This is a genomic window from Halomonas sp. PGE1, from assembly GCF_013000985.1.
Taxonomy (GTDB): Bacteria; Pseudomonadota; Gammaproteobacteria; order Pseudomonadales; family Halomonadaceae; genus Halomonas; species Halomonas alkalicola.
On sequence record NZ_CP053032.1, the window covers coordinates 3682579 to 3707959 of the forward strand.

The 25381-nt window shown below is 67.8% G+C and carries 16 protein-coding genes and 3 tRNA genes; 2 read left to right on the plus strand and 17 right to left on the minus strand.

Annotation, left to right across the window (positions count from 1 at the left end):
• Positions 1 to 97: 97 nt before the first annotated feature.
• From HIR79_RS17225 to HIR79_RS17265, 9 genes are all read right to left on the minus strand, one after another.
• Positions 98 to 174, minus strand: a tRNA-Arg gene (locus HIR79_RS17225).
• 48 nt (positions 175 to 222) lie between these two features.
• Positions 223 to 299, minus strand: a tRNA-Arg gene (locus HIR79_RS17230).
• 53 nt (positions 300 to 352) lie between these two features.
• Positions 353 to 445 (minus strand) — tRNA-Ser (locus tag HIR79_RS17235).
• 80 nt (positions 446 to 525) lie between these two features.
• Positions 526 to 723, minus strand: coding sequence for a carbon storage regulator CsrA (csrA, locus tag HIR79_RS17240; RefSeq protein WP_119023335.1), 198 nt, complete (start codon positions 721 to 723; stop codon positions 526 to 528).
• Positions 724 to 919: 196 nt separating this feature from the next.
• A complete protein-coding gene (locus tag HIR79_RS17245; RefSeq protein WP_169959288.1) occupies positions 920 to 2170 on the minus strand; it encodes an aspartate kinase in 1251 nt (416 codons plus the stop codon).
• 106 nt (positions 2171 to 2276) lie between these two features.
• The gene (alaS, locus tag HIR79_RS17250) at positions 2277 to 4889 is read right to left on the minus strand and encodes an alanine--tRNA ligase (RefSeq protein WP_169959289.1); all 2613 of its coding nucleotides are present in this window, start codon (positions 4887 to 4889) and stop codon (positions 2277 to 2279) included.
• Positions 4890 to 5023: 134 nt separating this feature from the next.
• Entirely contained in the window at positions 5024 to 5512 is a 489-nt protein-coding gene (locus HIR79_RS17255; protein ID WP_169959290.1) for a regulatory protein RecX, read from the minus strand.
• A gap of 3 nt (positions 5513 to 5515) precedes the next feature.
• Entirely contained in the window at positions 5516 to 6577 is a 1062-nt protein-coding gene (gene recA, locus HIR79_RS17260) for a recombinase RecA (protein WP_169959291.1), read from the minus strand.
• A gap of 107 nt (positions 6578 to 6684) precedes the next feature.
• Positions 6685 to 7197, minus strand: a complete 513-nt coding sequence (locus tag HIR79_RS17265) for a CinA family protein (protein WP_169959292.1) — start codon at positions 7195 to 7197, stop codon at positions 6685 to 6687.
• Between the two features lie 106 nt (positions 7198 to 7303).
• Here HIR79_RS17265 and mutS point away from each other — a divergent pair, with 106 nt between their 5' ends.
• Positions 7304 to 9886, plus strand: coding sequence for a DNA mismatch repair protein MutS (gene mutS / locus HIR79_RS17270; protein ID WP_169959293.1), 2583 nt, complete (start codon positions 7304 to 7306; stop codon positions 9884 to 9886).
• Positions 9887 to 10209: 323 nt separating this feature from the next.
• Positions 10210 to 10533, plus strand: coding sequence for a ferredoxin FdxA (gene fdxA / locus HIR79_RS17275; protein ID WP_102627034.1), 324 nt, complete (start codon positions 10210 to 10212; stop codon positions 10531 to 10533).
• 507 nt (positions 10534 to 11040) lie between these two features.
• Here fdxA and eno read toward each other — a convergent pair.
• From eno to HIR79_RS17315, 8 genes are all read right to left on the minus strand, one after another.
• Positions 11041 to 12333, minus strand: a complete 1293-nt coding sequence (eno, locus tag HIR79_RS17280; protein WP_110068885.1) for a phosphopyruvate hydratase — start codon at positions 12331 to 12333, stop codon at positions 11041 to 11043.
• A gap of 33 nt (positions 12334 to 12366) precedes the next feature.
• A complete protein-coding gene (gene kdsA / locus HIR79_RS17285) occupies positions 12367 to 13218 on the minus strand; it encodes a 3-deoxy-8-phosphooctulonate synthase (protein WP_169959294.1) in 852 nt (283 codons plus the stop codon).
• Between the two features lie 4 nt (positions 13219 to 13222).
• Positions 13223 to 14878 (minus strand): CTP synthase, encoded by a 1656-nt coding sequence (pyrG, locus tag HIR79_RS17290; protein WP_169959295.1) that lies wholly within the window; start codon positions 14876 to 14878, stop codon positions 13223 to 13225.
• A 302-nt stretch (positions 14879 to 15180) separates the two neighbouring features.
• Positions 15181 to 16599, minus strand: coding sequence for a glutamate synthase small subunit GltD family protein (locus HIR79_RS17295; protein ID WP_169959296.1), 1419 nt, complete (start codon positions 16597 to 16599; stop codon positions 15181 to 15183).
• Between the two features lie 103 nt (positions 16600 to 16702).
• Complete coding sequence (gene gltB, locus HIR79_RS17300; protein WP_169959297.1) at positions 16703 to 21154, minus strand: glutamate synthase large subunit; 4452 nt, start codon at positions 21152 to 21154, stop codon at positions 16703 to 16705.
• 457 nt (positions 21155 to 21611) lie between these two features.
• On the minus strand, positions 21612 to 22718 hold the full coding sequence (gene aroB, locus HIR79_RS17305) for a 3-dehydroquinate synthase (protein ID WP_169959298.1): 1107 nt from the start codon (positions 22716 to 22718) through the stop codon (positions 21612 to 21614).
• A gap of 5 nt (positions 22719 to 22723) precedes the next feature.
• Positions 22724 to 23266, minus strand: coding sequence for a shikimate kinase AroK (gene aroK, locus HIR79_RS17310; protein WP_169959299.1), 543 nt, complete (start codon positions 23264 to 23266; stop codon positions 22724 to 22726).
• Positions 23266 to 25347, minus strand: coding sequence for a type IV pilus secretin PilQ (locus tag HIR79_RS17315; protein WP_249322200.1), 2082 nt, complete (start codon positions 25345 to 25347; stop codon positions 23266 to 23268). Before HIR79_RS17315 ends, aroK begins: the two co-directional genes overlap by 1 nt.
• Positions 25348 to 25381: the final 34 nt, after the last annotated feature.

Below are 25381 nucleotides of genomic sequence, written 5' to 3' on the forward strand. Positions count from 1 at the left end.
GTCACGCTCGAACTCGGGCGACTCCGGCTAGCAGAAAACGAAGGGGGCGACCCCGGAAAGCAGAAGACCCGCCCTCCTGAGAGGACGGGTCCAGATCTGGCGCGCCCGGGAGGATTCGAACCTCCGACCACCTGATTCGTAGTCAGGTACTCTATCCAGCTGAGCTACGGGCGCGTGGTGCGATGATTAGCGTGATCGCCATCACGTGGAAATGTTCTGAAGTGGCGCGCCCGGGAGGATTCGAACCTCCGACCACCTGATTCGTAGTCAGGTACTCTATCCAGCTGAGCTACGGGCGCCCTGTCTTCAATAGTGTCGACCCTATGATTGCGAGACCTGAGCCTTGCGGTCATGGCGGAGAGGGAGGGATTCGAACCCTCGATGAGGCTATAAACCCCATACTCCCTTAGCAGGGGAGCGCCTTCAGCCACTCGGCCACCTCTCCCTCATCGACACGGGGCGTATCCTACCGTTTATGAAGCGCTTTGTCCAGCGACGCCTGTTTCTTTTTTCATGGGCGCGGGATCAGTCGTCGTGGCCGGAGGCGGCCTCCTCGCCCTTCTCGCGCTGGATGCGCTGGTAGATCTCCTCGCGGTGCACGGCGACGTCCTTGGGGGCATTGACGCCAATCCGGACCTGATTCCCCTTGACGCCCAGCACCGTCACGGTGATGTCGTCTCCGATCATCAGGGTCTCGCCGACTCGGCGGGTCAGGATGAGCATGGCTGATCTCCTTCTCAGGCTTGTTCTGAAACTCGGCGGCGGCATGTTCGCCGCGGGAAGCACACCGAGTCATTATGTGGCACAGCGTCGTCCGTGACCAATTCGGCAGCCGATGACACCTGACCTCCCCGCTGAAGGGAAGCCCCGTCACGGGCCTCCCTGTCAGCGTAGAAGGTGTCGGTCGCCCGGGGCAGCCTTATTCGCTCTCGATATCGCTCTTGTCGAGGCCGAAGGCGGTATGCAGGGCGCGCACGGCGAGCTCCATCTGCTTCTCGTCGATCACCACGGAGATCTTGATCTCGGAGGTGGAGACCATGCGGATATTGATGCTCTCGTCGGCCAGCACCCGGAACATCTTGGAGGCCACGCCGGCGTGGGAGCGCATGCCGACACCCACCAGGGAGACCTTGGCGATGTTCTCGTCGCCGCGCACCTCACCGCCGCCCAGATCGGGGATCACCTGCTCCTCGAGGATCCGCAAGGTCTTCTTGTAGTCGCCCTTGGCCACGGTGAAGGTGAAGTCGGTGTAGTCACCGGCCGGCGCCACGTTCTGGACGATCATGTCCACTTCGATGTTGGCATCGGCGATCGGGCCCAGGATGCGCGAGGCGACGCCCGGCACGTCCGGGGTGTTGAGCAGGGTCAGCTTGGCCTCGTTGGCGGTGAAGGCGATACCGGAGATCAGCGGTTCTTCCATGGAGTCCTCGTCTTGGTCGGAGTCTGCAACGATCAGGGTGCCGGGGCCATCCTCGAAGCTGGAGAGCACGCGCAGCGGCACGTTGTACTTGCCGGCGAATTCGACGGAGCGAATCTGCAGCACCTTGGAGCCTAGGCTGGCCAGTTCCAGCATCTCCTCCACGGTGATGGAGTCCAGGCGCCGGGCCTTGCTGCAGACCCGCGGGTCGGTGGTGTAGACGCCGTCGACGTCGGTATAGATCTGGCACTCATCCGCCTTCAGCGCGGCCGCCAGGGCCACACCGGTGGTATCGGAGCCGCCGCGGCCGAGGGTGGTGATGTTGCCCTCTTCATCCACGCCCTGGAAGCCGGCGACCACCACCACCTTGCCCTCGTCCAGGTCGTCCTGGATCTCGTCGGTCTCGATGCGCTGGATGCGCGCCTTGGTGTGGGAGCTGTCGGTGAGGATGCCCACCTGGGAACCCGTGTAGGAGGTGGCCGGCACGCCCAGCTTGTGCAGCGCCATGGCCAGCAGCGAGATGGTGACCTGCTCGCCGGTGGAGACCAGCATGTCCATCTCGCGCGGCGTCGGCTCGTCGTTGATCTCGTTGGCCATGCCGATCAGGCGGTTGGTCTCGCCGCTCATGGCGGAGACCACGACCACGACCTGATGGCCGTTGTCGCGGAACCCCTTGACCTTCTCGGCCACGGCCTTGATGCGCTCCACGGAGCCCACCGAGGTGCCGCCGAATTTCTGTACGTATAGTGCCATATGCCAGTTTTCCCTCGTGAGTCGAGCGCCAGGGGCGCCCGGATGAGTGAAAGGTGAATCCCTGCAAACAGGGCCGGTACCTTGCGGTCACCGGCCCTGTCGATCGTTACTGGAGGCGCGACTCCACCCAGGCGGGCACGCCCGCCAGGGCCCCCGGCAGGGCGGCGACATCGCTGCCCCCGGCCTGGGCCATGTCGGCGCGGCCGCCGCCCTTGCCGCCCACCTGGGAGGCCACGTGGTTGACCAGCTCGCCCGCCTTGACCCGGCCGGTGAGGTCATCGGTGACACCGGCAATCAGGCTCACCTTGCCGGCGGCCTGGTCCGCCACGCCGAGCACCACGATGCCGGAGCCCAGCTTGTTCTTGAGCTGGTCGAGGACGTTGCGCAGCTCCTTGGCGGAGACCCCCTCCAGGCGGGTCGCCAGCACCTTGACCCCGGCGACCTCGGTGGCCTGGCTCAGCATGTCGCTGCCGGCGGCGCTGGCCAGCTTGGCCTTGAGCCGCTCGAGCTCCTTCTCCAGGCTGCGGTTGCGCTCCACCAGCGACTCGACGCGCTCCTCGACCTGCTCGGGCTTCGCCTTGAGGCGCTCGCCGATGCGGGTCAGGCGCGCCTCCTGTTCGTGGAACCAGGCCAGCGCCCCCTCGCCGGTGATCGCCTCGATGCGACGCACCCCGCTGGCGATGCCCTGCTCGCTGACGATATGGAAGCAGCCGATGTCGCCGCTGCGCGCCACGTGAGTGCCGCCGCACAGCTCGATGGAGAAGTCGTCGGCGCCGATGGTCAGCACCCGCACGTTGTCCGCGTACTTGGCCTCGAACAGCGCCGCCGCCCCCTTGGCCTTGGCCTGGTCGAGGGTCATCTGCTCGATCTGCGTGGCCGCGTTGGCCAGCACCTGCTCGTTGACCAGGCGCTCCACCTCGGCCAGCTGCTCCGCGCTCATCGGCTCGAAGTGGCTGAAGTCGAAGCGCAGGCGCTCCGGGGTCACCAGCGAGCCCTTCTGGGCCACGTGGTCGCCCAGCACCAGGCGCAGCGCCTTGTGCATCAGGTGGGTGGCGGAGTGGTTGCGGATGGTGGCGGTACGCAGCTCGGCGTTGACCTCGGGACGCACCTCGGCGCCCACGGCGAGCGCGCCCTCGAGCAGCACACCGTGGTGCAGGTGGTGGCCGGACTGCTTCTGGGTGTCGGTGACCAGGAAGCGGCTGCCATCGGCGAGGTGCAGGTAGCCGGTGTCGCCCACCTGGCCGCCGGACTCCCCGTAGAAGGGGGTGCGGTCGAGCACCACGATGCCGCGCTGCTCGGGCGCGAGGCCCTCCAGGGCATTGCCCTCGCGGTCGACGATGGCGGTGACGGTGGCGCGATCCTCGAGCCGGTCGTAGCCGGTGAAGGTGGTCTCGCCCTCGAGGTCGAGCGCCGCCCCGTAGTCGGCGCCGAACTGGCTGGCCGCCCGGGCGCGCTCGCGCTGGGCCTCCAGGGCTCGCTCGAAGCCGATCTCGTCGAGGGTCACGCCGCGCTCGCGGCAGACGTCGGCGGTCAGGTCATAGGGGAAGCCGTAGGTGTCGTAGAGCTTGAACACCGTCTCGCCGGGCAGCACCTCGCCGTCGAGGCCGGCCAGCGCCTCCTCGAGCAGGCCCATGCCGTGCTCCAGGGTGCGGGCGAACTGCTCCTCTTCCTTGAGCAGCACGCGCTCGATCTGGTGGCGCGCCTCGCGCAGCTCGGGGTAGGCGTCGCCCATCTCGACGTCCAGTGCCCCCACCAGCTTGTGGAAGAAGTTGCCCTGGGCGCCCAGCTTGTGGCCGTGACGGATGGCGCGGCGGATGATCCGGCGCAGCACGTAGCCACGCCCCTCGTTGGAGGGCAGCACGCCGTCGGCGATCAGGAAGGCGCAGGAGCGGATATGGTCGGCGATCACCCGCAGCGAGGGGTTGCGGGTGTCGGCATGGCCGGTGTGGCGGGCCGCCGAGGCCAGCAGGTTCTGGAACAGGTCGATCTCGTAGTTGGAGTGCACGCCCTGCATCACCGCGGCGATGCGCTCGAGGCCCATGCCGGTGTCGATGGAGGGCTTGGGCAGCGGATGCAGGGTGCCCGCGGCGTCGCGCTCGAACTGCATGAAGACCAGGTTCCAGATCTCGATGTAGCGGTCACCGTCCTCCTCGGGGCTGCCGGGAGGCCCGCCCCACACCTCGGGGCCGTGATCGTAGAAGATCTCGGAGCTGGGGCCGCAGGGACCGGTATCGCCCATCTGCCAGAAGTTGTCCTCGTCGAGCTTCGAGAAGCGTGCCGGGTCGATGCCCATCTCCTCCTTCCAGATCGCCTCGGCCTCGTCGTCGCTGATGTGGACCGTCACCCAAAGCTTCTCCTTGGGCAGGCCCAGGGTCTCGGTGAGGAAGGTCCAGGCGAAGCGGATGGCGTCGCGCTTGAAGTAGTCGCCGAAGCTGAAGTTGCCCAGCATCTCGAAGAAGGTGTGGTGGCGGGCGGTGTAACCGACGTTGTCCAGGTCGTTGTGCTTGCCGCCGGCGCGCACGCAGCGCTGGGACGAGGCCGCCCGCACGTAGGGGCGCGGGTCACGGCCCAGGAAGACGTCCTTGAACGGCACCATGCCGGCATTGGTGAACAGCAGGGTCGGGTCGTTGCCCGGCACCAGGGAGCTGGAGGGCACGACGGTGTGGCCGTGCTCCTCGAAGTAACTCAGGAAGGCCTGTCTGATGTCTGCGCTTTTCATGGGGTATCCGTGGCGATGGGCAGGGTGACCGTCGGCAACGAGGCCACCCGGGGCGTTCGCAAAGGGAGACATTATAGCGCAGCTGTCAAGGGACTGAAGAGGCAGCACCCGCAAGAACGGGGCGGATCCTGCCATTAGTCGAGATCCGGTGCCGAGTCCCAGGCGTGATCCAGGGCGTGACGCACCTGCTCGAAGTCGAAGCCGCGACCGGCCAGGAAGCGCTCGCGCCGGGCGCGCTCGCGGGGGGTGTCGCCGGGGCCGGAGAAGCGCCGGGCGAGGGTCTCGCAGGCCAGGGCGAACCAGTCGACCCCGCCCTGCCCCTCCTGCTCGCTGAAGGCGCTGCGCACCAGCTCCCGCTCGATGCCGCGCTGCGAGAGCGCCTGGCGGATCTTCAGCGGGCCCTGGCCGCGCAGGATGCGCGAGCGCAGGAAGCTCTCGGCGAAGCGGGCGTCGGACTGCAGGCCCTGCGCCTCGAGGGCATCGAGGCACTCGCCGATGGCCGCCGGCTCGTGCCCCTTGGCCGCGAGCCGGGTGGCCAGCTCGGCGCGGGAGTACTCGCGCCGGGCCAGCAGGCGGATCGCATTGTCACGTGGCGTGGCGTCGGAATCGGCCTGAGCGAACATGGCTTACAGCAGGTCGTCCTCGCGGCCGGCCTCGGCCGCCGCGGGCTCCTCGGCTTCCTCCCTGCGGGCCGGAGCAGCGAGCAGCTGGGCGCGGATCTGGCTCTCGATCTCCTCCATGATGGCCGGGTTGTCCTCGAGGAACTGGGCGGCGTTGGCCTTGCCCTGGCCGATCTTGTTGCCCTGGTAGCTGTACCAGGCGCCGGCCTTGTCGACCAGGCTGCACTGCACGCCCAGGTCGATCACCTCACCGGCGTGGTAGATGCCCTTGCCGTAGAGGATCTGGAACTCGGCCTGGCGGAACGGCGGAGCCACCTTGTTCTTGACCACCTTGACCCGGGTCTCGTTGCCGGTGACCTCGTCGCCCTGCTTCACCGAGCCGGTGCGACGGATATCCAGGCGCACGCTGGCGTAGAACTTCAGGGCGTTGCCGCCGGTGGTGGTCTCGGGGCTGCCGAACATCACGCCGATCTTCATGCGGATCTGGTTGATGAACACCACCAGGCAGTTGGCGTTCTTGATGTGGCCGGTGATCTTGCGCAGGGCCTGGGACATCAGGCGCGCCTGCAGGCCGACGTGGGAGTCACCCATCTCGCCCTCGATCTCGGCCCGCGGGGTGAGTGCGGCCACCGAGTCGATGATGATCACGTCGACGCCGCCGGAACGCACCAGCATGTCGCAGATCTCGAGGGCCTGCTCGCCGGTGTCGGGCTGGGAAACCAGCAGGTCATCGAGGTTGACGCCGAGCTTCTCGGCGTAGCTCGGGTCCAGGGCGTGCTCGGCGTCGATGAAGGCGCACACCTTGCCCTGCTTCTGGGCCTGGGCGATCACCGAGAGGGTCAGGGTGGTCTTGCCCGAGGACTCCGGGCCGAAGATCTCCACCACGCGGCCGAAGGGCAGGCCGCCGATGCCCAGTGCGATGTCGAGCCCCAGGGAACCGGTGGACACCGACGGCATGACCACCCGCGGGGCATCGCCGAGGCGCATCACGGTGCCCTTGCCGAACTGGCGCTCGATCTGGGAAAGCGCGGCGCTCAGCGCCTTGGAGCGGTTGTCATCCTGAGCCATGTCGGATCTCCTGGTCGAGGTGTCTGAATACTGTATGACTGGACAGTAGTATGGCGAAAAAGGGTGGGCAGGACCAGTGCAAATTCGGCCCGGATACGGGGCGGGGCTCAGCGAGCCTCGAGGCGACGGACCAGACCCACCAGGGCCTCGCGCACCGCCTGCTCGCGCACCGCACGGCGATCACCGGGATAACGATGGCACTCGGCGCTGGCGCCCCCGGCATCGCCCCAGGCCAGCCATACGGTGCCCACCGGCTTCGCGTCGCTGCCGCCCCCGGGGCCGGCCACGCCGCTGATCGCCACGCCGAGGCCGGCGCCGCTGTCGCGACAGGCGCCGACCACCATGGCCTCCACCACCTCGCGGCTCACCGCCCCATGGGCCTCGAGCAGCGCCTCGGGAACGCCCAGCAAGCGGGACTTGGCGGCGTTGGAGTAGGTCACATAGCCGGTCTCGAACCAGTCGGAGCTGCCGGCCACCGCGGTAATGGCGCTGGCCACCCCGCCGCCGGTGCAGGACTCGGCGGCGGTGATCGTCACGCCCCGCTCTCGACAGAGCCGGCCGAGGCGCTCGGCCAGGGTGATGAGGTCGAGGTTGGCCAGGCTGGCGGCGGAACGGGGCATGGGGCGGTCTCCTGAGTCATCTGCAATCGCTCCTGACGGAGCCGATGCCTGGACGGTAGAATACTGGCTTTTGCCAGCGAGTGCAGAGCCTCAACAGGGAGCTCCGATGTCACAGGCCGCAAGCCCCTCTCATACGCCGATGATGGTCCAGTACCTGAAGATCAAGCGCGAACACCCGGACGTGCTGCTCTTCTACCGCATGGGCGACTTCTACGAGCTCTTCTTCGACGACGCCCGGCGCGCCGCGGCGCTGCTCGACATCACCCTGACCCAGCGCGGCCAGTCGGCCGGCAAGCCGATCCCCATGGCCGGGGTCCCCTACCACAGCGCCGAGGGGTACCTCGCGCGCCTGGTGGCGGCCGGCGAGTCGGTGGCGATCTGCGAGCAGGTCGGCGACCCGGCCACCAGCAAGGGGCCGGTGGAGCGGCGCGTGGTGCGCATCGTCACCCCCGGCACCCTCTACGACGAGGCGCTGCTCGACGCCCGCCGCGACAACCTGCTGGTGGCCGTGCACGCCGCCGGCGAGCGCATGGGCCTCGCCTGGCTGGAGCTCTCCAGCGGGCGCTTCAGCGTGCTGGAGGTCGAGGGTGAAGGCGAGATGCTGGCCGAGCTCCAGCGCCTCGACCCCGCCGAGCTGCTGGTGGCCGAGAGCCAGGCCCTGCCCCCCGCCCTGGAGGGCCGGCGCGGCCTGCGCCGCCAGGGCGACTGGCTGTTCGACCTGGAGAGCGCCACCCGCCTGCTGTGCGACCAGTTCCGGGTCCAGGACCTGCGCGGCTTCGGCTGCGCCCATCTCACCGCGGCCCTCACCGCCGCCGGCGTGCTGATCGAGTACGCCCGGGACACCCAGCGCTCGGGCCTGCCCCATGTCACCGCCATCGGCGTGGAGAGCCGCGACGACGCCGTGGTGATCGACGCCGCCAGCCGCCGCAACCTGGAGATCGACATCAACCTCGGGGGCAGCGGCGACAACACCCTGGCCAGCGTGCTCGACACCACCGCGACGGCCATGGGCTCGCGGCTGCTCAAGCGCTGGCTCAACCGCCCGCTGCGCGACCGCGAGCGGGTGCAGGCCCGCCAGGCCGCGGTGGCGCTGCTGCTCGAGGCCGAGGGGTTCGTGGCGCTGCGCGAGTCGCTCAAGGCGATCGGCGACGTGGAGCGCATCCTGGCCCGGGTCGCCCTCTACAGCGCCCGCCCGCGGGACCTGGCCCGGCTGCGCGATGCCTTCAACGCCCTGCCGGCACTGGAGCAATCGCTTGCCGACTATCCCGAGGGCACGGCGCTTGACGAGCTCCGGCGCCATATCCGCCCCTACCCGGCGCTCGCCGATACCCTGACCCGCGCCCTGATCGAGAACCCGCCGGTGGTGATCCGCGACGGCGGGGTGATCGCCGAGGGCTTCGACGCCGAGCTCGACGAACACCGCGGCCTGGCCGAGCATGCCGGCGACTACCTGGTGAGGCTGGAGACCCGGGAGCGCGAGCGCACCGGCCTGCCCGGCCTCAAGGTGGGCTACAACCGGGTCCACGGCTACTACATCGAGATCCCCCGCGCCCAGGCCAGGGACGTCCCGGCGGACTACGTGCGCCGCCAGACCCTGAAGAACGCCGAGCGCTTCATCATCCCCGAGCTCAAGGAGTTCGAGGACAAGGCGCTGTCGGCGAAGTCCCGGGCACTCGCCCGGGAGAAGCTGCTCTACGACGGCCTGCTCGACACCCTCAACGCCGAGCTCGACGCCCTGCAGGCCAGCGGCCGCGCACTGGCCGCCCTGGACGTGCTGTGCGCCTTCGCCGAGCGCGCCCAGGCGCTGGACTTCGTGCGGCCGCAGCTGGCCGAGACCCCCGGCATCGCCATCCGGGGCGGCCGCCACCCGGTGGTGGAGCAGGTCTCCGACGCCCCCTTCGTGCCCAACGACCTGGTGATGGGCGACGACCGCCGCATGCTGGTGATCACCGGCCCCAACATGGGGGGCAAGTCCACCTTCATGCGCCAGGCGGCGCTGATCGTGCTGCTCGCCCATACCGGCAGCTTCGTGCCGGCGGACGCCGCCGAGATCGGCCCGGTGGATCGCATCTTCACCCGCATCGGCTCCTCGGACGACCTGGCCGGCGGGCGCTCCACCTTCATGGTGGAGATGACCGAGACCGCCAACATCCTGCACAACGCCACCGACGAAAGCCTGGTGCTGATGGACGAGATCGGCCGCGGCACCAGTACCTTCGACGGCCTCTCGCTGGCCTGGGCCAGCGCCGAGCAGCTGACGCGTACCCGCGCCTTCACCCTCTTCGCCACCCACTACTTCGAGATGACCGCCCTGCCCGAACAGGCCGAAGGGGTGGCCAACGTGCACCTGACGGCCGCCGAGCACCGTGACGGCATCGTCTTCATGCACCGCGTGGAGGAGGGCCCGGCGAGCCAGAGTTACGGCCTGCAGGTGGCCCAGCTCGCCGGCGTGCCCCAGGGGGTGATCGCCCGGGCCCGGGAGAAGCTCGCCCAGCTGGAGCAGCAGGAGGTGGACCAGGGTAGCCGGACCGCGCAGCGCCTCGGTGACCGTCCCCCGATGCCGCAGCAGAACGACCTCTTCGCCAGCGCCCCCCACCCGCTGGTGGAAGAGCTCGGCGGCCTGGCCCTGGATGACCTGACGCCGCGCCAGGCCCTGGCGCTGCTCTACCGCTGGCGGGAGTCATTGTAAGGTGCACGGAGTTACCAAGCCGTGTCAGCGAAAGGCGCCGGAGACAGGTCGGAGAGGGGGTCCGAGGACCAGGGATGGCCGAGGTAGCGTACAGGGAGGTATTCATAGCGCCCCCGAACAGGCCTGTCGCCGGAACAGCCTTGAGCGATCCAGCCATCTGCGATGGTCCTGAACATGCCGTCCTTCGTCTTGCTAGGCCAGGGGGCCGCGACTAGAATGGTCTGATTCACCGCCGCCTTAGCATAAGAAACACGGCTTTTATAACCGTTTTATCAACTATCCACAGTGGCCGTGCGACGCCGGCCCGAGGAAGGGAGAGTGGCATGACATTCGTCGTCACCGAGAACTGCATCAAGTGCAAGTACACCGACTGTGTCGAGGTGTGCCCGGTGGACTGTTTCTATGAAGGCCCCAACTTCCTGGTGATCCACCCCGACGAGTGCATCGACTGCGCCCTGTGCGAGCCGGAGTGTCCCGCCGAGGCGATCTTCTCGGAAGACGAGTTGCCAGAGGGCCAGGAGCCGTTCATCGAGATCAATGCCGAGCTCGCCGAGGTATGGCCCAACATCAGCGAGAAGAAGGACCCGCTGCCCGACGCCGAGGAGTGGGACGGCAAGCCGGGCAAGCTCGAGCAGTTGGAGCGCTGAGAGCGTCGCCTGCCTCGCACGCGGGCGCCAGCACGCAAAAAGGAACGCCGAATGTCTCGCGACATTCGGCGTTCCTGTTCCTGCCTGCCATGCTGGAGAACACCGGCAAAAAAGGCGGCCCGCAGGCCGCCCGCTCCAAGCTGTTCCTTGAGCGGCTCCCTCCGCCCGACTCCCGTGATGCCTTCCCTGCCCGGAAGCAGCCTCCTGCCGCACCTGGCGCATCACTCAGCATCCCGTTGCATCCTGCCGGGAGCAGCACTGCTGCCCCCTTGTCCCGAGTTCATTGTGGCAGAGCTGCATTGCAACACAAGCGCGACCATCGGCGACCGACCTCGACCGGCGTGTTGGTCCAGCAGCGGGCCCTCAAGAAAAAGATCTTCAATAACATATGATTAAAAAAAGACCGACGCCAACGGCATCGGTCTTCCCGCCGAACTCGAGCAAATCTCTTCGCCAAATTGTCAGCGATTTCCTACACGGGCTCCCGCCTCAAGCAACAGTGTTCGCTTACTGCCCCTTGATGGCCGAGAGGCCCGGGTAGCGGGCGCGCTCGCCCAGCTCGTTCTCGATCACCAGCAGGCGGTTGTACTTGGCCACGCGGTCGGAGCGGCACAGCGAGCCGGTCTTGATCTGGCCGGCACAGGTGCCCACGGCGAGATCGGCGATGGTGGTGTCCTCGGTCTCGCCGCTGCGGTGGGAGATCACCGCGGTGAAGCCCGCGTCCTGAGCCATCTTGATGGCATCCAAGGTCTCGGAGAGCGAGCCGATCTGGTTGAACTTGATCAGGATGGAGTTGCCGATCTGCTCGTCGATGCCGCGCTTGAGGATCCTGGTGTTGGTGACGAAGAGGTCGTCGCCTACCAGCTGCACGCGGTCGCCCAACTTGTCGGTCAGCACCTTCCAGCCGGCCCAGTCGGACTCATCGAGGCCATCCTCGATGGAGACGATGGGGTAGTCGTCGCACAGGCCGGCCAGGTAGTCGGCGAAACCGGCGGCGTCATACTGCTTGCCCTCGCCGGCCAGGTCGTACTGGCCATCCTTGAAGAATTCGGAGGCGGCGCAGTCCAGCGCCAGGGTCACGTCGCTGCCCAGCCGGTAGCCGGCGTCCGATACCGCCTGCTTGATCACCGCCAGTGCCTCGGCGTTGGACTCGAGGTTCGGGGCGAAGCCGCCCTCGTCGCCCACCGAGGTGGAGAGCCCCTTCGCGGAGAGCACCTTCTTCAGGGCGTGGAAGATCTCGGCGCCCATGCGCAGGCCTTCGCGGAAGTTGGGGGCGCCCACCGGCTGCACCATGAACTCCTGGATGTCGACGTTGTTGTCGGCATGCTCGCCGCCGTTGAGGATGTTCATCATCGGCACCGGCATGCTGTACTGGCCCGGCTGGCCGTAGAGCTCGGCGATATGGGCGTAGAGCGGCATGCCCTTGGCGTCGGCCGCGGCCTTGGCAGCGGCAAGCGACACGGCCAGGATGGCGTTGGCGCCAAGCTTGGCCTTGTTGTCGGTGCCGTCGAGGGCCAGCATGGCGTCATCCAGGCCGCGCTGATCGCGGGCATCCATGCCGACCAGGCACTCGCGAATGGCACCGTTGACCGCCTCGACCGCCTTCAGCACGCCCTTGCCCAGGTAGCGGCTCTTGTCGCCGTCACGCAGCTCCAGGGCCTCGCGGGAGCCGGTGGAGGCGCCGCTGGGCGCGCAGGCCACGCCCACGGCACCGCTCTCCAGACGCACCTCGGCCTGGACGGTGGGGTTGCCGCGGGAATCGAGCACCTCGAGGGCGCGAATGTCGACGATCTTGGTCATGCGAGTTTCCTCAGTTGTGTCAGCGATGGAACATTATTGGATGTCGAGGGGCGCGAAGCCCTTCACCAGCTCATCGATGGCCTTGAGCTGGGCCAGGAAGGGCTCGAGCTGGGCCAGCGGCAGCGCGCAGGGGCCGTCGCAGAGGGCGGCGTCGGGGTCCGGGTGGGCCTCCAGGAAGAGGCCGGCGAGCCCTACGGCCACCCCGGCACGCGCGAGCTCGGCCACCTGGGCACGACGCCCGTCGGCGCTGTCGGCGCGCCCACCGGGGCGCTGCAGCGAATGGGTCACGTCGAAGAACACCGGGCGGCCGGTCTGCTTCATCTCGCCGAAGCCGAGCATGTCCACCACCAGGTTGTTGTAGCCGAAGCTCGAGCCGCGCTCGCAGAGGATCACCCGGTCGTTGCCGGCCTCCTCGCACTTGCGAATGATGTGGCGCATCTCGTGGGGCGCCAGGAACTGCGGCTTCTTGATGTTGATCACCGCCCCGGTGCGCGCCATGGCGACGACCAGGTCGGTCTGGCGCGCCAGGAAGGCGGGCAGCTGGATAATGTCGGCGACCTCGGCCACGGGGGCGGCCTGCCAGGGCTCATGGACGTCGGTGATGATCGGCACGCCGAAGCGCGCCTTCACCTCGGCCAGGATCTCGAGCCCCTTCTCCAGGCCCGGGCCCCGGTAGGAGTGGATGGAGCTGCGATTGGCCTTGTCGAAGCTCGCCTTGAAGACGTAGGGCATGCCGAGGCGTCCGGTCACCTCGACGTAGGTCTGGGCCACTTCGAGAGCCAGCTCGCGGGACTCCAGCACGTTCATGCCGCCGAACAGCATCAGCGGCAACGAATTGCCGGCCTCGAGGCCGGCAATGGAGACATGACGCTCGGGTGCGCTCATCCCGTTACTCCTGGTGGGAGGACTGCGCGCGGGTGCGCGCCGCCTTGTGCTCCAGCGCCGCGTTGACGAAGCCGGTGAACAGCGGGTGGCCGTCGCGGGGGGTGGAGGTGAACTCCGGGTGGAACTGGCAGGCCACGTACCAGGGGTGGTCGGGCAGCTCGACCATCTCCACCAGGGAGTTGTCGACGCTCTTGCCGGAGACCACCAGGCCCGCCTGCTCGAGCTCCTCGATGAACTGGTTGTTGACCTCGTAGCGGTGACGGTGACGCTCGACGATCTCGTCATTGCCGTAGGCCTCGCGGGCCTTGCTGCCAACCTTGAGACGGCACACCTGGCCGCCCAGGCGCATGGTGCCGCCGAGGTCGGAGGCGGCGTCACGCAGCTCGATCTTGCCCTCGGGGGTGATCCACTCGGTGATAAGGCCCACCACCGGATGCTGGGTGTCGTGGGTGAACTCGGTGGAGTCGGCGTCATCCCAGCCGGCCACGTTGCGGGCGAATTCGATCACCGCCACCTGCATGCCGAGGCAGATGCCGAGATAGGGAATGCCGTTCTCGCGGGCATAGCGGGCCGTGGCGATCTTGCCCTCCACGCCGCGCTCGCCGAAGCCGCCCGGCACCAGGATGGCGTCCTTGCCGGCGAGGCGCTCGGTGCCGTGGCGCTCGATGTCCTCGGAGTCGATGTAGTCGACGTTGATCTTGACCCGGGTCTGGATGCCGGCGTGGATCAGCGCCTCGTTGAGCGACTTGTAGGCGTCGAGCAGCTCCATGTACTTGCCGACCATAGCGATATTGATCGACTTCAGCGGGTTGAGCTTGGCGTCGAGAACCTTGATCCACTCGTTGAGGTCGGCCTCGTCGGCCGTGAGCCGCAGCTTGTCGCAGACGATCTCGTCCAGGCCGTGCTCGTGGAGCATGATCGGGATGCGGTAGATGGTGTCGGCATCCTGCAGCGGGATGACCGCCCGCTCCTCCACGTTGGTGAAGAGCGCGATCTTGCGGCGCTCGCTCTCCTCGAGCTCCACCTCACTGCGGCAGATCAGGATGTCCGGCTGGATACCGATGGAGCGCAGCTCCTTGACGCTGTGCTGGGTCGGCTTGGTCTTGGTCTCGCCGGCGGTCTTGATATAGGGCACCAGGGTCAGGTGCATGAAGATCGCCCGGTTGGCCCCCAGCTCGCTTCTGATCTGGCGAATGGACTCCAGGAAGGGCAGCGACTCGATATCGCCCACGGTGCCGCCGATCTCCACCAGCGCCACGTCGAAGCCCTCTCCCCCCTCGTAGACCCGGCGCTTGATCTCGTCGGTGATGTGCGGGATCACCTGGACGGTACCGCCCAGGTAGTCGCCGCGGCGCTCCTTGCGCAGCACGTGCTCGTAGACCCGACCGGTGGTGAAGTTGTTGCGCTGGGTCATCTTGGTGCGGATGAAGCGCTCGTAGTGGCCCAGGTCGAGATCGGTCTCCGCGCCATCCTCGGTGACGAATACCTCGCCGTGCTGGAAGGGGCTCATGGTGCCCGGGTCCACGTTGATGTACGGGTCGAGCTTGAGCATGGTGACCTTGAGGCCGCGCGCCTCGAGAATCGCCGCCAGCGAGGCCGACGCGATGCCCTTGCCGAGAGAGGACACAACGCCGCCGGTCACGAAGATATATCGTGTCATGGAGAACCTGTCGAAACGTGATCATGAGGCTCGGCAGGAAGCCGCGCCAGGATGGGACGACAGACTAGCAGAACACGACCAATGGCTCAATTTCAGCGCCGAGCAGCATGGCCCATACGCTGCAGGCGACTGGTGGGAGACCGGCTCCGCCGAGCGAATGGCGCCGCAGGCGCCCCTGCAGTGTTGTTGCGTTAGCGCATACCGCAGAGGAGCCCTTCGGTCTCCATTCGCCGGGCAGAGCCCAGCTCCCACAGTAAGTTATCAGCCGCAACTGAGATTCTCGCGAGTTTGCGACGCGGCGCTTACACCCCCAGGTAGTCCAGGATGCCCTCGGCGGCCTGGCGGCCCTCGTGGATGGCGGTGACCACCAGGTCGGAGCCGCGCACCATGTCGCCACCGGCGAAGACCTTCGCGTGGCTGGTCTGGAAGCGGAACTGGCCCTGCTCCGGCGCCTTGACCCTATCGCGCTCATCCACCTCGATGCCATGGTCGGCGAACCAGGCGGGCGGGTCCGGCTGGAAGCCGAAGGCGATGACCACCGCGTCGGCCGGAATCACCTCCTCGGAGCCCGGCACCACCTCGGGGCGGCGGCGGCCGTTCTCGTCTGGCTCGCCAAGGCGGGTGCGCACCACCTTGACCCCCTCCACCTTGCCCTCGCCCACCACCGCCACCGGCTGGCGGTTGAACAGGAACTCCACGCCCTCCTCGCGGGCGTTGGCCACCTCGCGGCGCGAGCCCGGCATGTTCTCCTCATCGCGGCGATAGGCGCAGGTCACGCCGCTGGCGCCCTGGCGGATGGCGGTGCGGTTGCAGTCCATGGCGGTGTCGCCGCCGCCCAGCACTACCACGCGCTGGCCCTTGAAGGAGATGTACTCGCCGGGGTCCTTCTCGAAGCCCAGGCAGTGATTGACGTTGGCGATCAGGTAGTCGAGCGCCTTGTGCACCCCGGGCAGGTTCTCGCCGGGGAAGCCGCCCTCCATGTACTTGTAGGTGCCCATGCCCATGAAGACGGCATCATACTGCTCGAGCAGCTGGTCCATGGTGATGTCGCGGCCGATCTCCACGTTGAGGCGGAACTCCACGCCCATCTCCTCGAATACCGCCCGACGACGCTCCATCACGCTCTTCTCGAGCTTGAACTCGGGGATGCCGAAGGTCAGCAGGCCGCCGATCTCCGGATTGCGATCGAACACCACCGGCTTGACCCCGTTGCGCGCCAGGATGTCGGCGCAGCCCAGGCCCGCCGGCCCGGCGCCGATCACCGCGACCTTTCGATCGGTCCAGGTCACCTGGGACATGTCCGGGCGCCAGCCCATGGCGAAGGCGGTATCGGTGATGTACTTCTCCACCGAGCCGATGGTCACCGCACCGAAGCCGTCGTTGAGGGTGCAGTCGCCCTCGCAGAGGCGGTCCTGGGGGCAGACCCGGCCGCACACCTCAGGCAGCGAGTTGGTCTTGTGGGAGAGCTCCGCGGCCTCGAGGATGTTGCCCTCGGCCACCAGCTGCAGCCAGTTGGGGATGTAGTTGTGGACCGGGCACTTCCACTCGCAGTAGGGGTTGCCGCAGTGCAGGCAGCGATGCGCCTGGCTGGCCGCCTCCTGGGGCTTGAAGGGCTCGTAGATCTCGGCGAACTCCCGCGAGCGGGTGCGGGCGTCCTTCTTCTGCGGGTCCTGACGACCCACGTCGATGAACTGGAAGTCGTTGCTCAGACGGTTGGCCATGTCGATTCTCCTGGAAGTCCTGTTGGTCACCCCGGCCGGACCCTGGGCCCGGCGGGGCGAATCACCTGTTGTCGAGGGCGTTATTCCGGCTGACGCCGCCTCTCTACTCCGGCTGACGCCGGGATTGGGCCAACAGGCTGTTCAGGCTTGCCGCCTTGGGCTTCACCAGCCAGAAGTGGCGGATGAAGTCGCTGAAGTCGTCGAGGATGGCGCGGCCGCGGGCCGAGCCGGTCTCGTCGACGAACTCCTCGATCACCTCGCGCAGGTGGCGGCGATAGGCTTCCATGGTCTCCGTGTTGACGCGGTGGATCTCCACCAGCTCGTGGTTGTACTTGTCGACGAAGGTACGGTCCTCGTCGAGCACGTAGGCGAAGCCGCCGGTCATGCCCGCGCCGAAGTTGACGCCGGTCTCGCCGAGCACCGCCACCAGGCCGCCGGTCATGTACTCGCAGCAGTGGTCGCCGGCGCCCTCGATCACCGCGTGGGCGCCGGAGTTGCGCACCCCGAAGCGCTCGCCGGCGGTGCCCGCGGCGAACAGCTTGCCGCCGGTGGCGCCATACAGGCAGGTGTTGCCGATGATCGCCGTCTTGTGGCTCTCGAAGCGGCTGGCCTTGGGCGGGGTGATCACCACCTTGCCGCCGTTCATGCCCTTGCCGACGTAGTCGTTGGCGTCCCCTTCCAGATAGAGGTTGAGACCGCGGGCGTTCCAGACGCCGAAGCTCTGGCCCGCCACGCCGATGAAGCGCGCGGTGACCGGCGCCTCCTCGAGCCCCGCCTCGCCGTAGCGCTTGGCGATGGCCCCGGAGGTGAGCGCCCCCACGCTGCGGTCGCAGTTGGTGATGGTGAAGGAGAAGTCGCCGCCGGACTTCGCCTCGATGGCGTCCGCCAGCGCCGCCAGCACCTCCTGGTTCTTGGCACCCGGGTCGTGGGGTACGTTGCGGCTCACCTGGCAGAACTGCGGGGCCTCGGCCGGCACGAAGTCGTTGCCCAGCAGCGGGGTCAGGTCGAGCCTGCGCTGGGAGGCGGTGACGCCCTCCAGCACCTCGAGTAGGTCGGTGCGGCCGATCAGGTCGGTGAGCTTTCGCACGCCCAGCATGGCCATCAGCTCACGCACCTCCTCGGCGATGAAGCGGAAGTAGTGCTTGACCATGTCCACGGTGCCGCGGAAGTGCTCGCCGCGCAGGAAGTCGTTCTGGGTGGCCACGCCGGTGGCGCAGTTGTTCAGGTGGCAGATGCGCAGGTACTTGCAGCCCAGCGCCACCATGGGCGCGGTGCCGAAGCCGAAGCTCTCGGCGCCGAGGATCGCCGCCTTGACCACGTCGAGGCCGGTCTTCAGGCCGCCGTCGGTCTGCAGGCGGATCTTGTCGCGCAGGCCGTTGATGCGCAGCGCCTGGTGCACCTCGGGCAGGCCCAGCTCCCAGGGGGAACCGGCGTGCTTGATGGAGGTGATGGGGCTCGCCGCGGTGCCGCCGTCGTAGCCGGAGACGGTGATCAGGTCGGCGTAGGCCTTGGCCACGCCGGTGGCGATGGTGCCGATGCCGGGCTCGGAGACCAGCTTCACCGAGACCTGGGCCTCCGGGTTGACCTGCTTCAAGTCGAAGATCAGCTGCGCCAGGTCCTCGATGGAGTAGATGTCATGGTGCGGCGGCGGCGAGATCAGGGTCACGCCGGGCACGGAGTAGCGCAGCCGGGCGATCAGGTCGTTGACCTTGCCGCCGGGCAGCTGGCCGCCCTCGCCGGGCTTGGCGCCCTGGGCCACCTTGATCTGCAGCACCTCGGCGTTGACCAGGTAGGCCGGGGTGACGCCAAAGCGCCCGGAGGCGATCTGCTTGATCTTGGAGGAGCGGATGGTGCCGTAGCGGGCCGGATCCTCGCCGCCCTCGCCGGAGTTGGAGCGCCCGCCCGCCTCGTTCATGGCCTGAGCCAGGGCCTCGTGAGCCTCCGGCGACAGCGCGCCCAGCGACATGCCAGCGCTGTCGAAGCGCGGGATCAGGTCCTCGACTGCCTCCACCTCCTCCAGAGACAGCGGTTCGGCGGCCGGCTTCAGCTTGAGCAGGTCGCGGATGGTGGCCGGCGGACGCTCGTTGACCAGGGAGGCAAACTTCTTCCACTTGGCGTAGTCGCCCTCCTGCACCGCCTCCTGCAGCGCCTTGACCACGTCGGGGTTGTAGGCGTGGTACTCATGGCCGTGCACATACTTGACCAGGCCACCCTGGGAGATCCCCTTGCGCGGCGTCCAGGCATCGCGGGCCAGCCACTCCTGCTGCAGCTGCAGCTCGGCGAAGCCGGTGCCCTGGATGCGCGAGGCCATGCCGGTGAAGCACAGCTCCATCACCTCGTCGGCCAGTCCCACCGCCTCGAACAGCTGGGAGCCGCGGTAGGAGGCGAGCGTCGAGATGCCCATCTTGGAGAGGATCTTGTAGAGCCCCTTCTGCAGGCCCTTGCGGTAGTTCTCGCGGGCGTCGGCCGGGTTGCCGGTGAGCTCGCCGGTGCGCTGCATGTCGGCCATCACCTGGTAGGCGAGCCACGGGAAGACCGCGGTGGCGCCCACACCGAACAGCACCGCCATCTGGTGGGCGTCGCGGGCATAGCCGGTCTCCACCACGATGTTGGCCCGCGGGCGCAGTGCCAGGCGACTGAGGTGGTGGTGGACGGCCCCCACGGCCAGGGCCGCGTGGATCGGCAGCTCGCCCCGCTCGAGGTCGGCATCCGACAGCACCAGCACCACCTTGCCATCGTGCACGGCCGCCTCGGCCTGGCGGCAGAGCTCGCGAATCGCCGCCTGCAGCCCCATTGCCTCGGGGTCGTAGGCCATGCGCAGCCGATGGGGCGCGAAGGTCGGGTCATCCTGCTCCACCAGGGCGGTGAACTTGCGCGGCGAGAGCACCGGGGTGGTCAGGATAATGCGGTGGGCATGCTCCGGCGTCGCCTTGAAGACGTTGAGCTCGGCGCCGATGCAGGTCTCCAGCGACATCACGATCGCCTCGCGCAGCGGGTCGATGGCAGGGTTGGTGACCTGGGCAAACTTCTGGCGGAAGTAGTCGGTCAGCAGGCGCTGCTTGCCGGAGAGCACCGCCATGGGCGTATCGTCCCCCATGGAGCCCACCGCCTCCTGGCCGCTCTCGGCCAGGGGACGCAGCAGCTGGTCGCGCTCCTCGAAGCTCACCTGGAACATCTTCTGAGCGACATTGAGGGCGTCGGTATCCATGTTGTGGAAGCTGGCCAGCTCGGTCAGCGCCGACTCCAGGTAGTGGGCCTCCTGCTTCAGCCAGCGCTTGTAGGGGTAGGCCGACTTGAGGCGCTCGTCGATGTCGCCGGTGTGCAGCACCTCGCCGGTCTCGGTGTCCACGGCCAGTATCTGGCCGGGGCCCACGCGCCCCTTGGCCACCACGTCCTCGGGCTTGTAGTCGTAGGTGCCGATCTCGGAGGCCAGGGTGATGAAACCGTTCTTGGTGATCACCCAGCGAGCCGGACGCAGGCCGTTGCGGTCCAGCATGCAGAGCGCCTGGCGGCCGTCGGTCATCACCACGCCGGCGGGGCCGTCCCAGGGCTCCATGTGCATGGAGTTGTACTCGTAGAAGGCGCGCAGGTCGCCGTCCATCAGCTCCACGTTCTGCCAGGCGGGGGGCACCATCAGGCGTACGGCGCGGTGCAGCTCCATGCCGCCCGTCAGCAGCACTTCCAGCATGTTGTCCATGCTCGAGGAGTCGGAGCCCGTGGTGTTGACGATCTCGTCGAGCTCGGCGATCTCGGGCAGCCGCTCACAGACGAAGTTCTCCTTGCGGGAGTTGGCCCAGCCGCGGTTGGCCTCGATGGTGTTGATCTCGCCGTTGTGGGCCAGCAGGCGGAAGGGCTGGGCCAGGGGCCAGCGCGGCGCGGTGTTGGTGGAGAAGCGCTGGTGGAAGACGCAGATCGCGGTCTCCAGACGCTCGTCGCCGAGGTCCCGGTAGAAGGCCGGCAGGTCCACCGGCATCACCAGGCCCTTGTAGGAGATCACCTGCTCGGAGAGCGAGCAGACGTAGAACTCGGACTCGCTGCGCAGGGCCTGCTCGGCCAGGCGGCGGCCCATGAAGAGGTCGACCTCGAAGGTCTCGACGCTGCCGTTCTTGCCCGGCTCCACGAAGAGGTGGCGGATCCTCGGCAGGCACGCCAGCGCCATGGGGCCACAGACGCTCGGGTCCACCGGCACGTCGCGCCAGCCGCGGATCACCAGGCCGCGGGCGCGCAACTCGCCCTCGAGGGTATCGCACGCCTTGGCGGCACGTGCGTCATCGTCGGGCAGGAAGACCGCCCCCACCGCGAAGCGCTCACCCAGGTCGACACCGAGAGCTTCCTGCGCGATCTGGCGCATAAAGGCCTCGGGCATCTTGAGCAGCAGGCCGCAGCCGTCGCCAGTCTTGCCGTCGGCGGCGATGCCGCCACGGTGGGTCATGCAGGTGAGCGACTCGATGGCGGTGCGCAGCAGCTGATGGCTGGCGCGCCCTTCCATGTGGGCGATCAGGCCGAACCCGCAGTTGTCGCGGAACTCGCCGGGCTGATGGAGACCTCTGTTCATTGGCGTGCCTCGGATAAAGGTGATTTCTTTTGCAGCTCTACCGTGATATTTTACTAGGTTTTTATTTTTTCACGTCACGCCCCGCAAGGCGTCAGGCTGCACGACAAAAGGCCGCCCAGCATAGACACTCCGCCGGGAAACGCGCAACGCCAGTAGTGAAGCATCAATCAAAAAACACCTGAAAATCCGCGACTTGCAGAATCCCTCCGGACGAAAAAAGCCTGTCCCTCAATGACTTGCAGAACACATAGACGAATCTTCAACGATTGAATGCCGATACTAGACTTTAGTCTAACATACCCCTGAAACCCCATGCTGATAGCGCATAAGTCATGCGGATTCTCGGCATGACCCTCGCCGGCGCCCCATGCCGCCCGGCAGAGCCCCCACCAACGACGACGCCCGCACAACAGGGGTGCGGGCGTCGAGATCGGGTGCCAACGGCGTCGGAGGCGGATCAGCCGCGGGGAAATGCCTCGATCAGCGCCTCCAGCAGCTCGGCCGGGGTCTCGTCGAAGAGGCAGGCATCCCCCAGCGTGCGCAGCAGGATCAGACGCAGGCGGCTGTCGACGTTCTTCTTATCGAGCCGCATGCGGACCAGGAAGTCCTCCACCGACATGTCGGCAGGCGCGGCCAGCGGCAGCCCGGCGGCCCCGATGATGGCCCTGGTGCGCGCCACCTCGGCCTCGGAGAGCCAGCCCAGCCGCGCCGAGAGCTCGGCGGCCATCAGCATGCCGGCCCCCACCGCCTCGCCGTGCAACCAGACCCCGTAGCCCTGGTGCGCCTCGATGGCGTGCCCGAAGGTGTGCCCCAGGTTGAGCAGCGCCCGGACCCCCTGCTCGGTCTCGTCCTCGGCGACGATCTCGGCCTTGAGCGCACAGCTGCGCTCGATGGCACGGGTCAGCGCCGATGCCTCCAGGGCCCGCAGGGCGGGCATCTCGGCCTCCAGCCAGGCCAGGAAGTCGGCATCGCGGATCAGCCCGTACTTGATCACCTCGGCGAGCCCCGCGGAGAGCTCACGGGGCGGCAGGGTGGCCAGGGTGTCGGTGTCGATCAGCACGGCACGGGGCTGCCAGAAGGCGCCGATCATGTTCTTGCCCAACGGATGGTTGACCCCGGTCTTGCCGCCCACCGAGGAGTCCACCTGGGAGAGCAGGGTCGTCGGCACCTGGATGAAGGCCACCCCGCGCTGATAGCAGGCGGCTGCATAGCCGACCATGTCGCCGATCACCCCGCCGCCCAGGGCGATCAGGGTACAGCGGCGATTGAAGCCCGCCTCCAGCAGGGCATCCCAGATGCGCGACACGCTGGCCAGGGTCTTGGTGGCCTCGCCGTCGGGCAGCACCAGCTCCCGCACCTCGACACCTGCCGGCAGCGAGGCCCGGCAGCGCTCCAGGTAGAGCGGTGCCACTACCTCGTTGGTGACGATCATCACCTGGCGGCCGGCCAGCCAGGGCGCCAGCGCACCGGGCTCACCCAGCAGGCCGGGACCGATATGGATGGGATAGCTGCGTTCGCCCAGCGCCACCTCGAGGGTGCGCGGGCCTGTCAGAGTCTCGCTCATGGGCCTCATGCCTTGCATTGCAGGGGGTCGACCAGCCGGGTGACGCGCCTGACGATATCGTTGACCACGGCCCGGGGGCCACGGCGGTCGGTACGCACGGTGACGTCGGCGGTGGCTCGATAGAGGGGGTCGCGCACGCCGAACATCTCGCGCAGCACCGCCTCCCTGTCCGGCCGCTGGAGCAGCGGCCGGTTGCGGTCCTTGGCGGTGCGCTTGAGCTGCTGCTCGACGGTGGTGTAGAGATAGATCACGGTGCCGCGCTCGCGCAGCATGCGGCGGTTCTCCTCGCGCAGCACGGCGCCGCCACCGGTGGCGATCACCACCCCCTCGAGCCGGGTCAGCTCATCGATCATCTGGGTCTCGCGGTCGCGGAAGCCGAGTTCCCCCTCCACGTCGAAGATCCAGGGGATATCGGCGCCGCAGCGGTCCTGGATCTCGTGGTCGGTATCGAAGAAGTCGCGAGAAAGTTCGGCCGCCAAGAGGCGGCCGATGGTGCTCTTGCCGGCCCCCATGGGGCCGATCAGTATCAGGTTGGGTAGTGCCTGCATCAGCGAAGGGCCACGCCGTCGTCCAGTATCCGGGGAGTAATGAATACCAGCAACTCTACCTTCTCGTTGGTCTGTTGGGTATAGCGGAAGAGATGTCGAATCACCGGCAGGTCGCCCAGGAAGGGGGTCTTCACCATATTACGCAACTCCTCGGTCTGCAGGATCCCGCCCAGCACCACCGTCTCGCCGTTATCGACCAGCACCTGGGTCTCGAGCTCATTCTTGTTGATCGGCGGCTCCTCGCCCGGGTTGAACTCGCCGAAGGTGTCGTTGGTGATGGCCACGTCCATGATGATGCGATTGTCCGGGGTGATCTGCGGCGTCACCTCCAGCGACAGCACCGCCTCCTTGAAGTCCACCGCGGCCGCGCCGCTGGCGGAGGCCTCGCGGTAGGCGCGCTCCTGGCCCTGCTTGATCACCGCGGTGCGCTGGTTGGCGGTGATAATCCGCGGCTGGGAGATGGTATAGCTGCGCCCCTCGCTCTCCAGGGCGCGCAGTTCCAGGTCGAGCAGCACGTCACCGGAGAGATAGCCGAAGGCGAAGCTAGTCGCCCCTCCAACGCCGCGCGCAGTGGAACCAAAGTCCACGGCCAGGCCGCCCAATCCAATGGGGGCGCCAGTGGAAGCAGATGTCTCACGGCTAGTGTTACCGTCCCTATCGACACCAAGGTTAAAGCGACTTCCTCCACCTGAGACACCCCAGTTGACCCCCAGCTCGCGGGTGGCGCTGTCGCTGGCGATAACGATGCGCGCCTCGATCTGCACCTGGCGCACGGCCACGTCGAGGCGGTCCAGGGTGCGCATGATCTCGTCGATCTGGTCGGCGGTGTCCTGGATCAGCAGGGTGTTGGTGCGCTGATCCACCGCCACCCGGCCGCGCTCGGTCAAAAGCCCGAACCCTTCGCCGCCGCGCAGCAGCGCCGCCAGGTCGGAGGCGCGCGCATAGCGCACCTGCACATACTCGGTGGTGAGCGGCGCCAACACCTCCATCTGCTCGCGGGCCTGCAGCTCCTGGCGCTCGATATTGGCCAGCTCGCTGGCCGGGGCCACCACGATGACGTTACCCTCCTGGCGGCTGGCCAGGCCGTGGCTCTTGAGCACCAGGTCCAGCGCCTGGTCCCAGGGCACGTCCTCGAGGTTCAGGGTCACCCGACCCTGGACGCTGTCGCTGGCCACCAGGTTGAGTCCGGTGAAGTCGGCGATGATCGCCAGCACCGAACGCACCTCGATGTCCTGGAAGTTGAGGGTGATGCGCTCGCCGGTGTAGGGGAACTGCTCGCGGACCCGCTGCTCGCGCTGCTGCTGGGTGACCGGCTGGGCCTCGATGGTGAGCTGGCGGCCGCTCTGGGTGGAGACCATGGCGAACTCGCCGGCCCCCTCGATATCGAGGGTCACGCCATCTCGGCCGACCCGCGGGGTGACGCGGCGCAGCGGGGTGCCGAAGTCGCTGACGTCATAGACCTGATCCAGGGAGGCCGGCAGGTCCACGCCGCGCAGGTCGGCGGTGATGCGGTTTCGCCCGCTCTCGCGCACCCGGGCATCGACCCCGGCACGGTCGAAGGTGACCACCAGGCGGCCGGCGCCGCCCTCGCCGCGGCGGAAGTCGATGTTCTCGACGCTGGGACCGCTGGCCACCGACCGGCTGGGGGCCGGCTCGCTGGGGGCCGACGCCGGTGCCGGCGCCGCTGCCTGTGCCACGCCGGTATCGGCCGCGCCGCCACCGATGGCCAGGCGCAGGCGATTGCCCTGCTCGCGGGTGTTGTAGGGCAGCGGCCCCTCGAGATCGAACACCAGGCGGGTGCGGGAGCCGGCCTCCAGCGCCGTGACCTGCCGCACGCCACCGATCCCCAGGGCGTAGCTGCGCTGGTCGAGGCGGTTGGCGGTCTCCATCAGGTCGATGGTGAGCCGCGCCGGGTCGTCCAGGCGGTAGCCGCGCACCTCGGGCACCGGGCCGGCGAACTGGAGGTCGACCTCCAGCTCGCCCCCGCCGCCCTGCCGGAAGTCGAGCCCCTCCAGGGAGGAGGCGGCCAGGGCGCCGGCGGAGAGCGCCAGCAGCAAGAGTGTCGCGAATCCACGCTTCATGATCGGTAGCATTGTTCCCTTCCCCCGCTTGTCG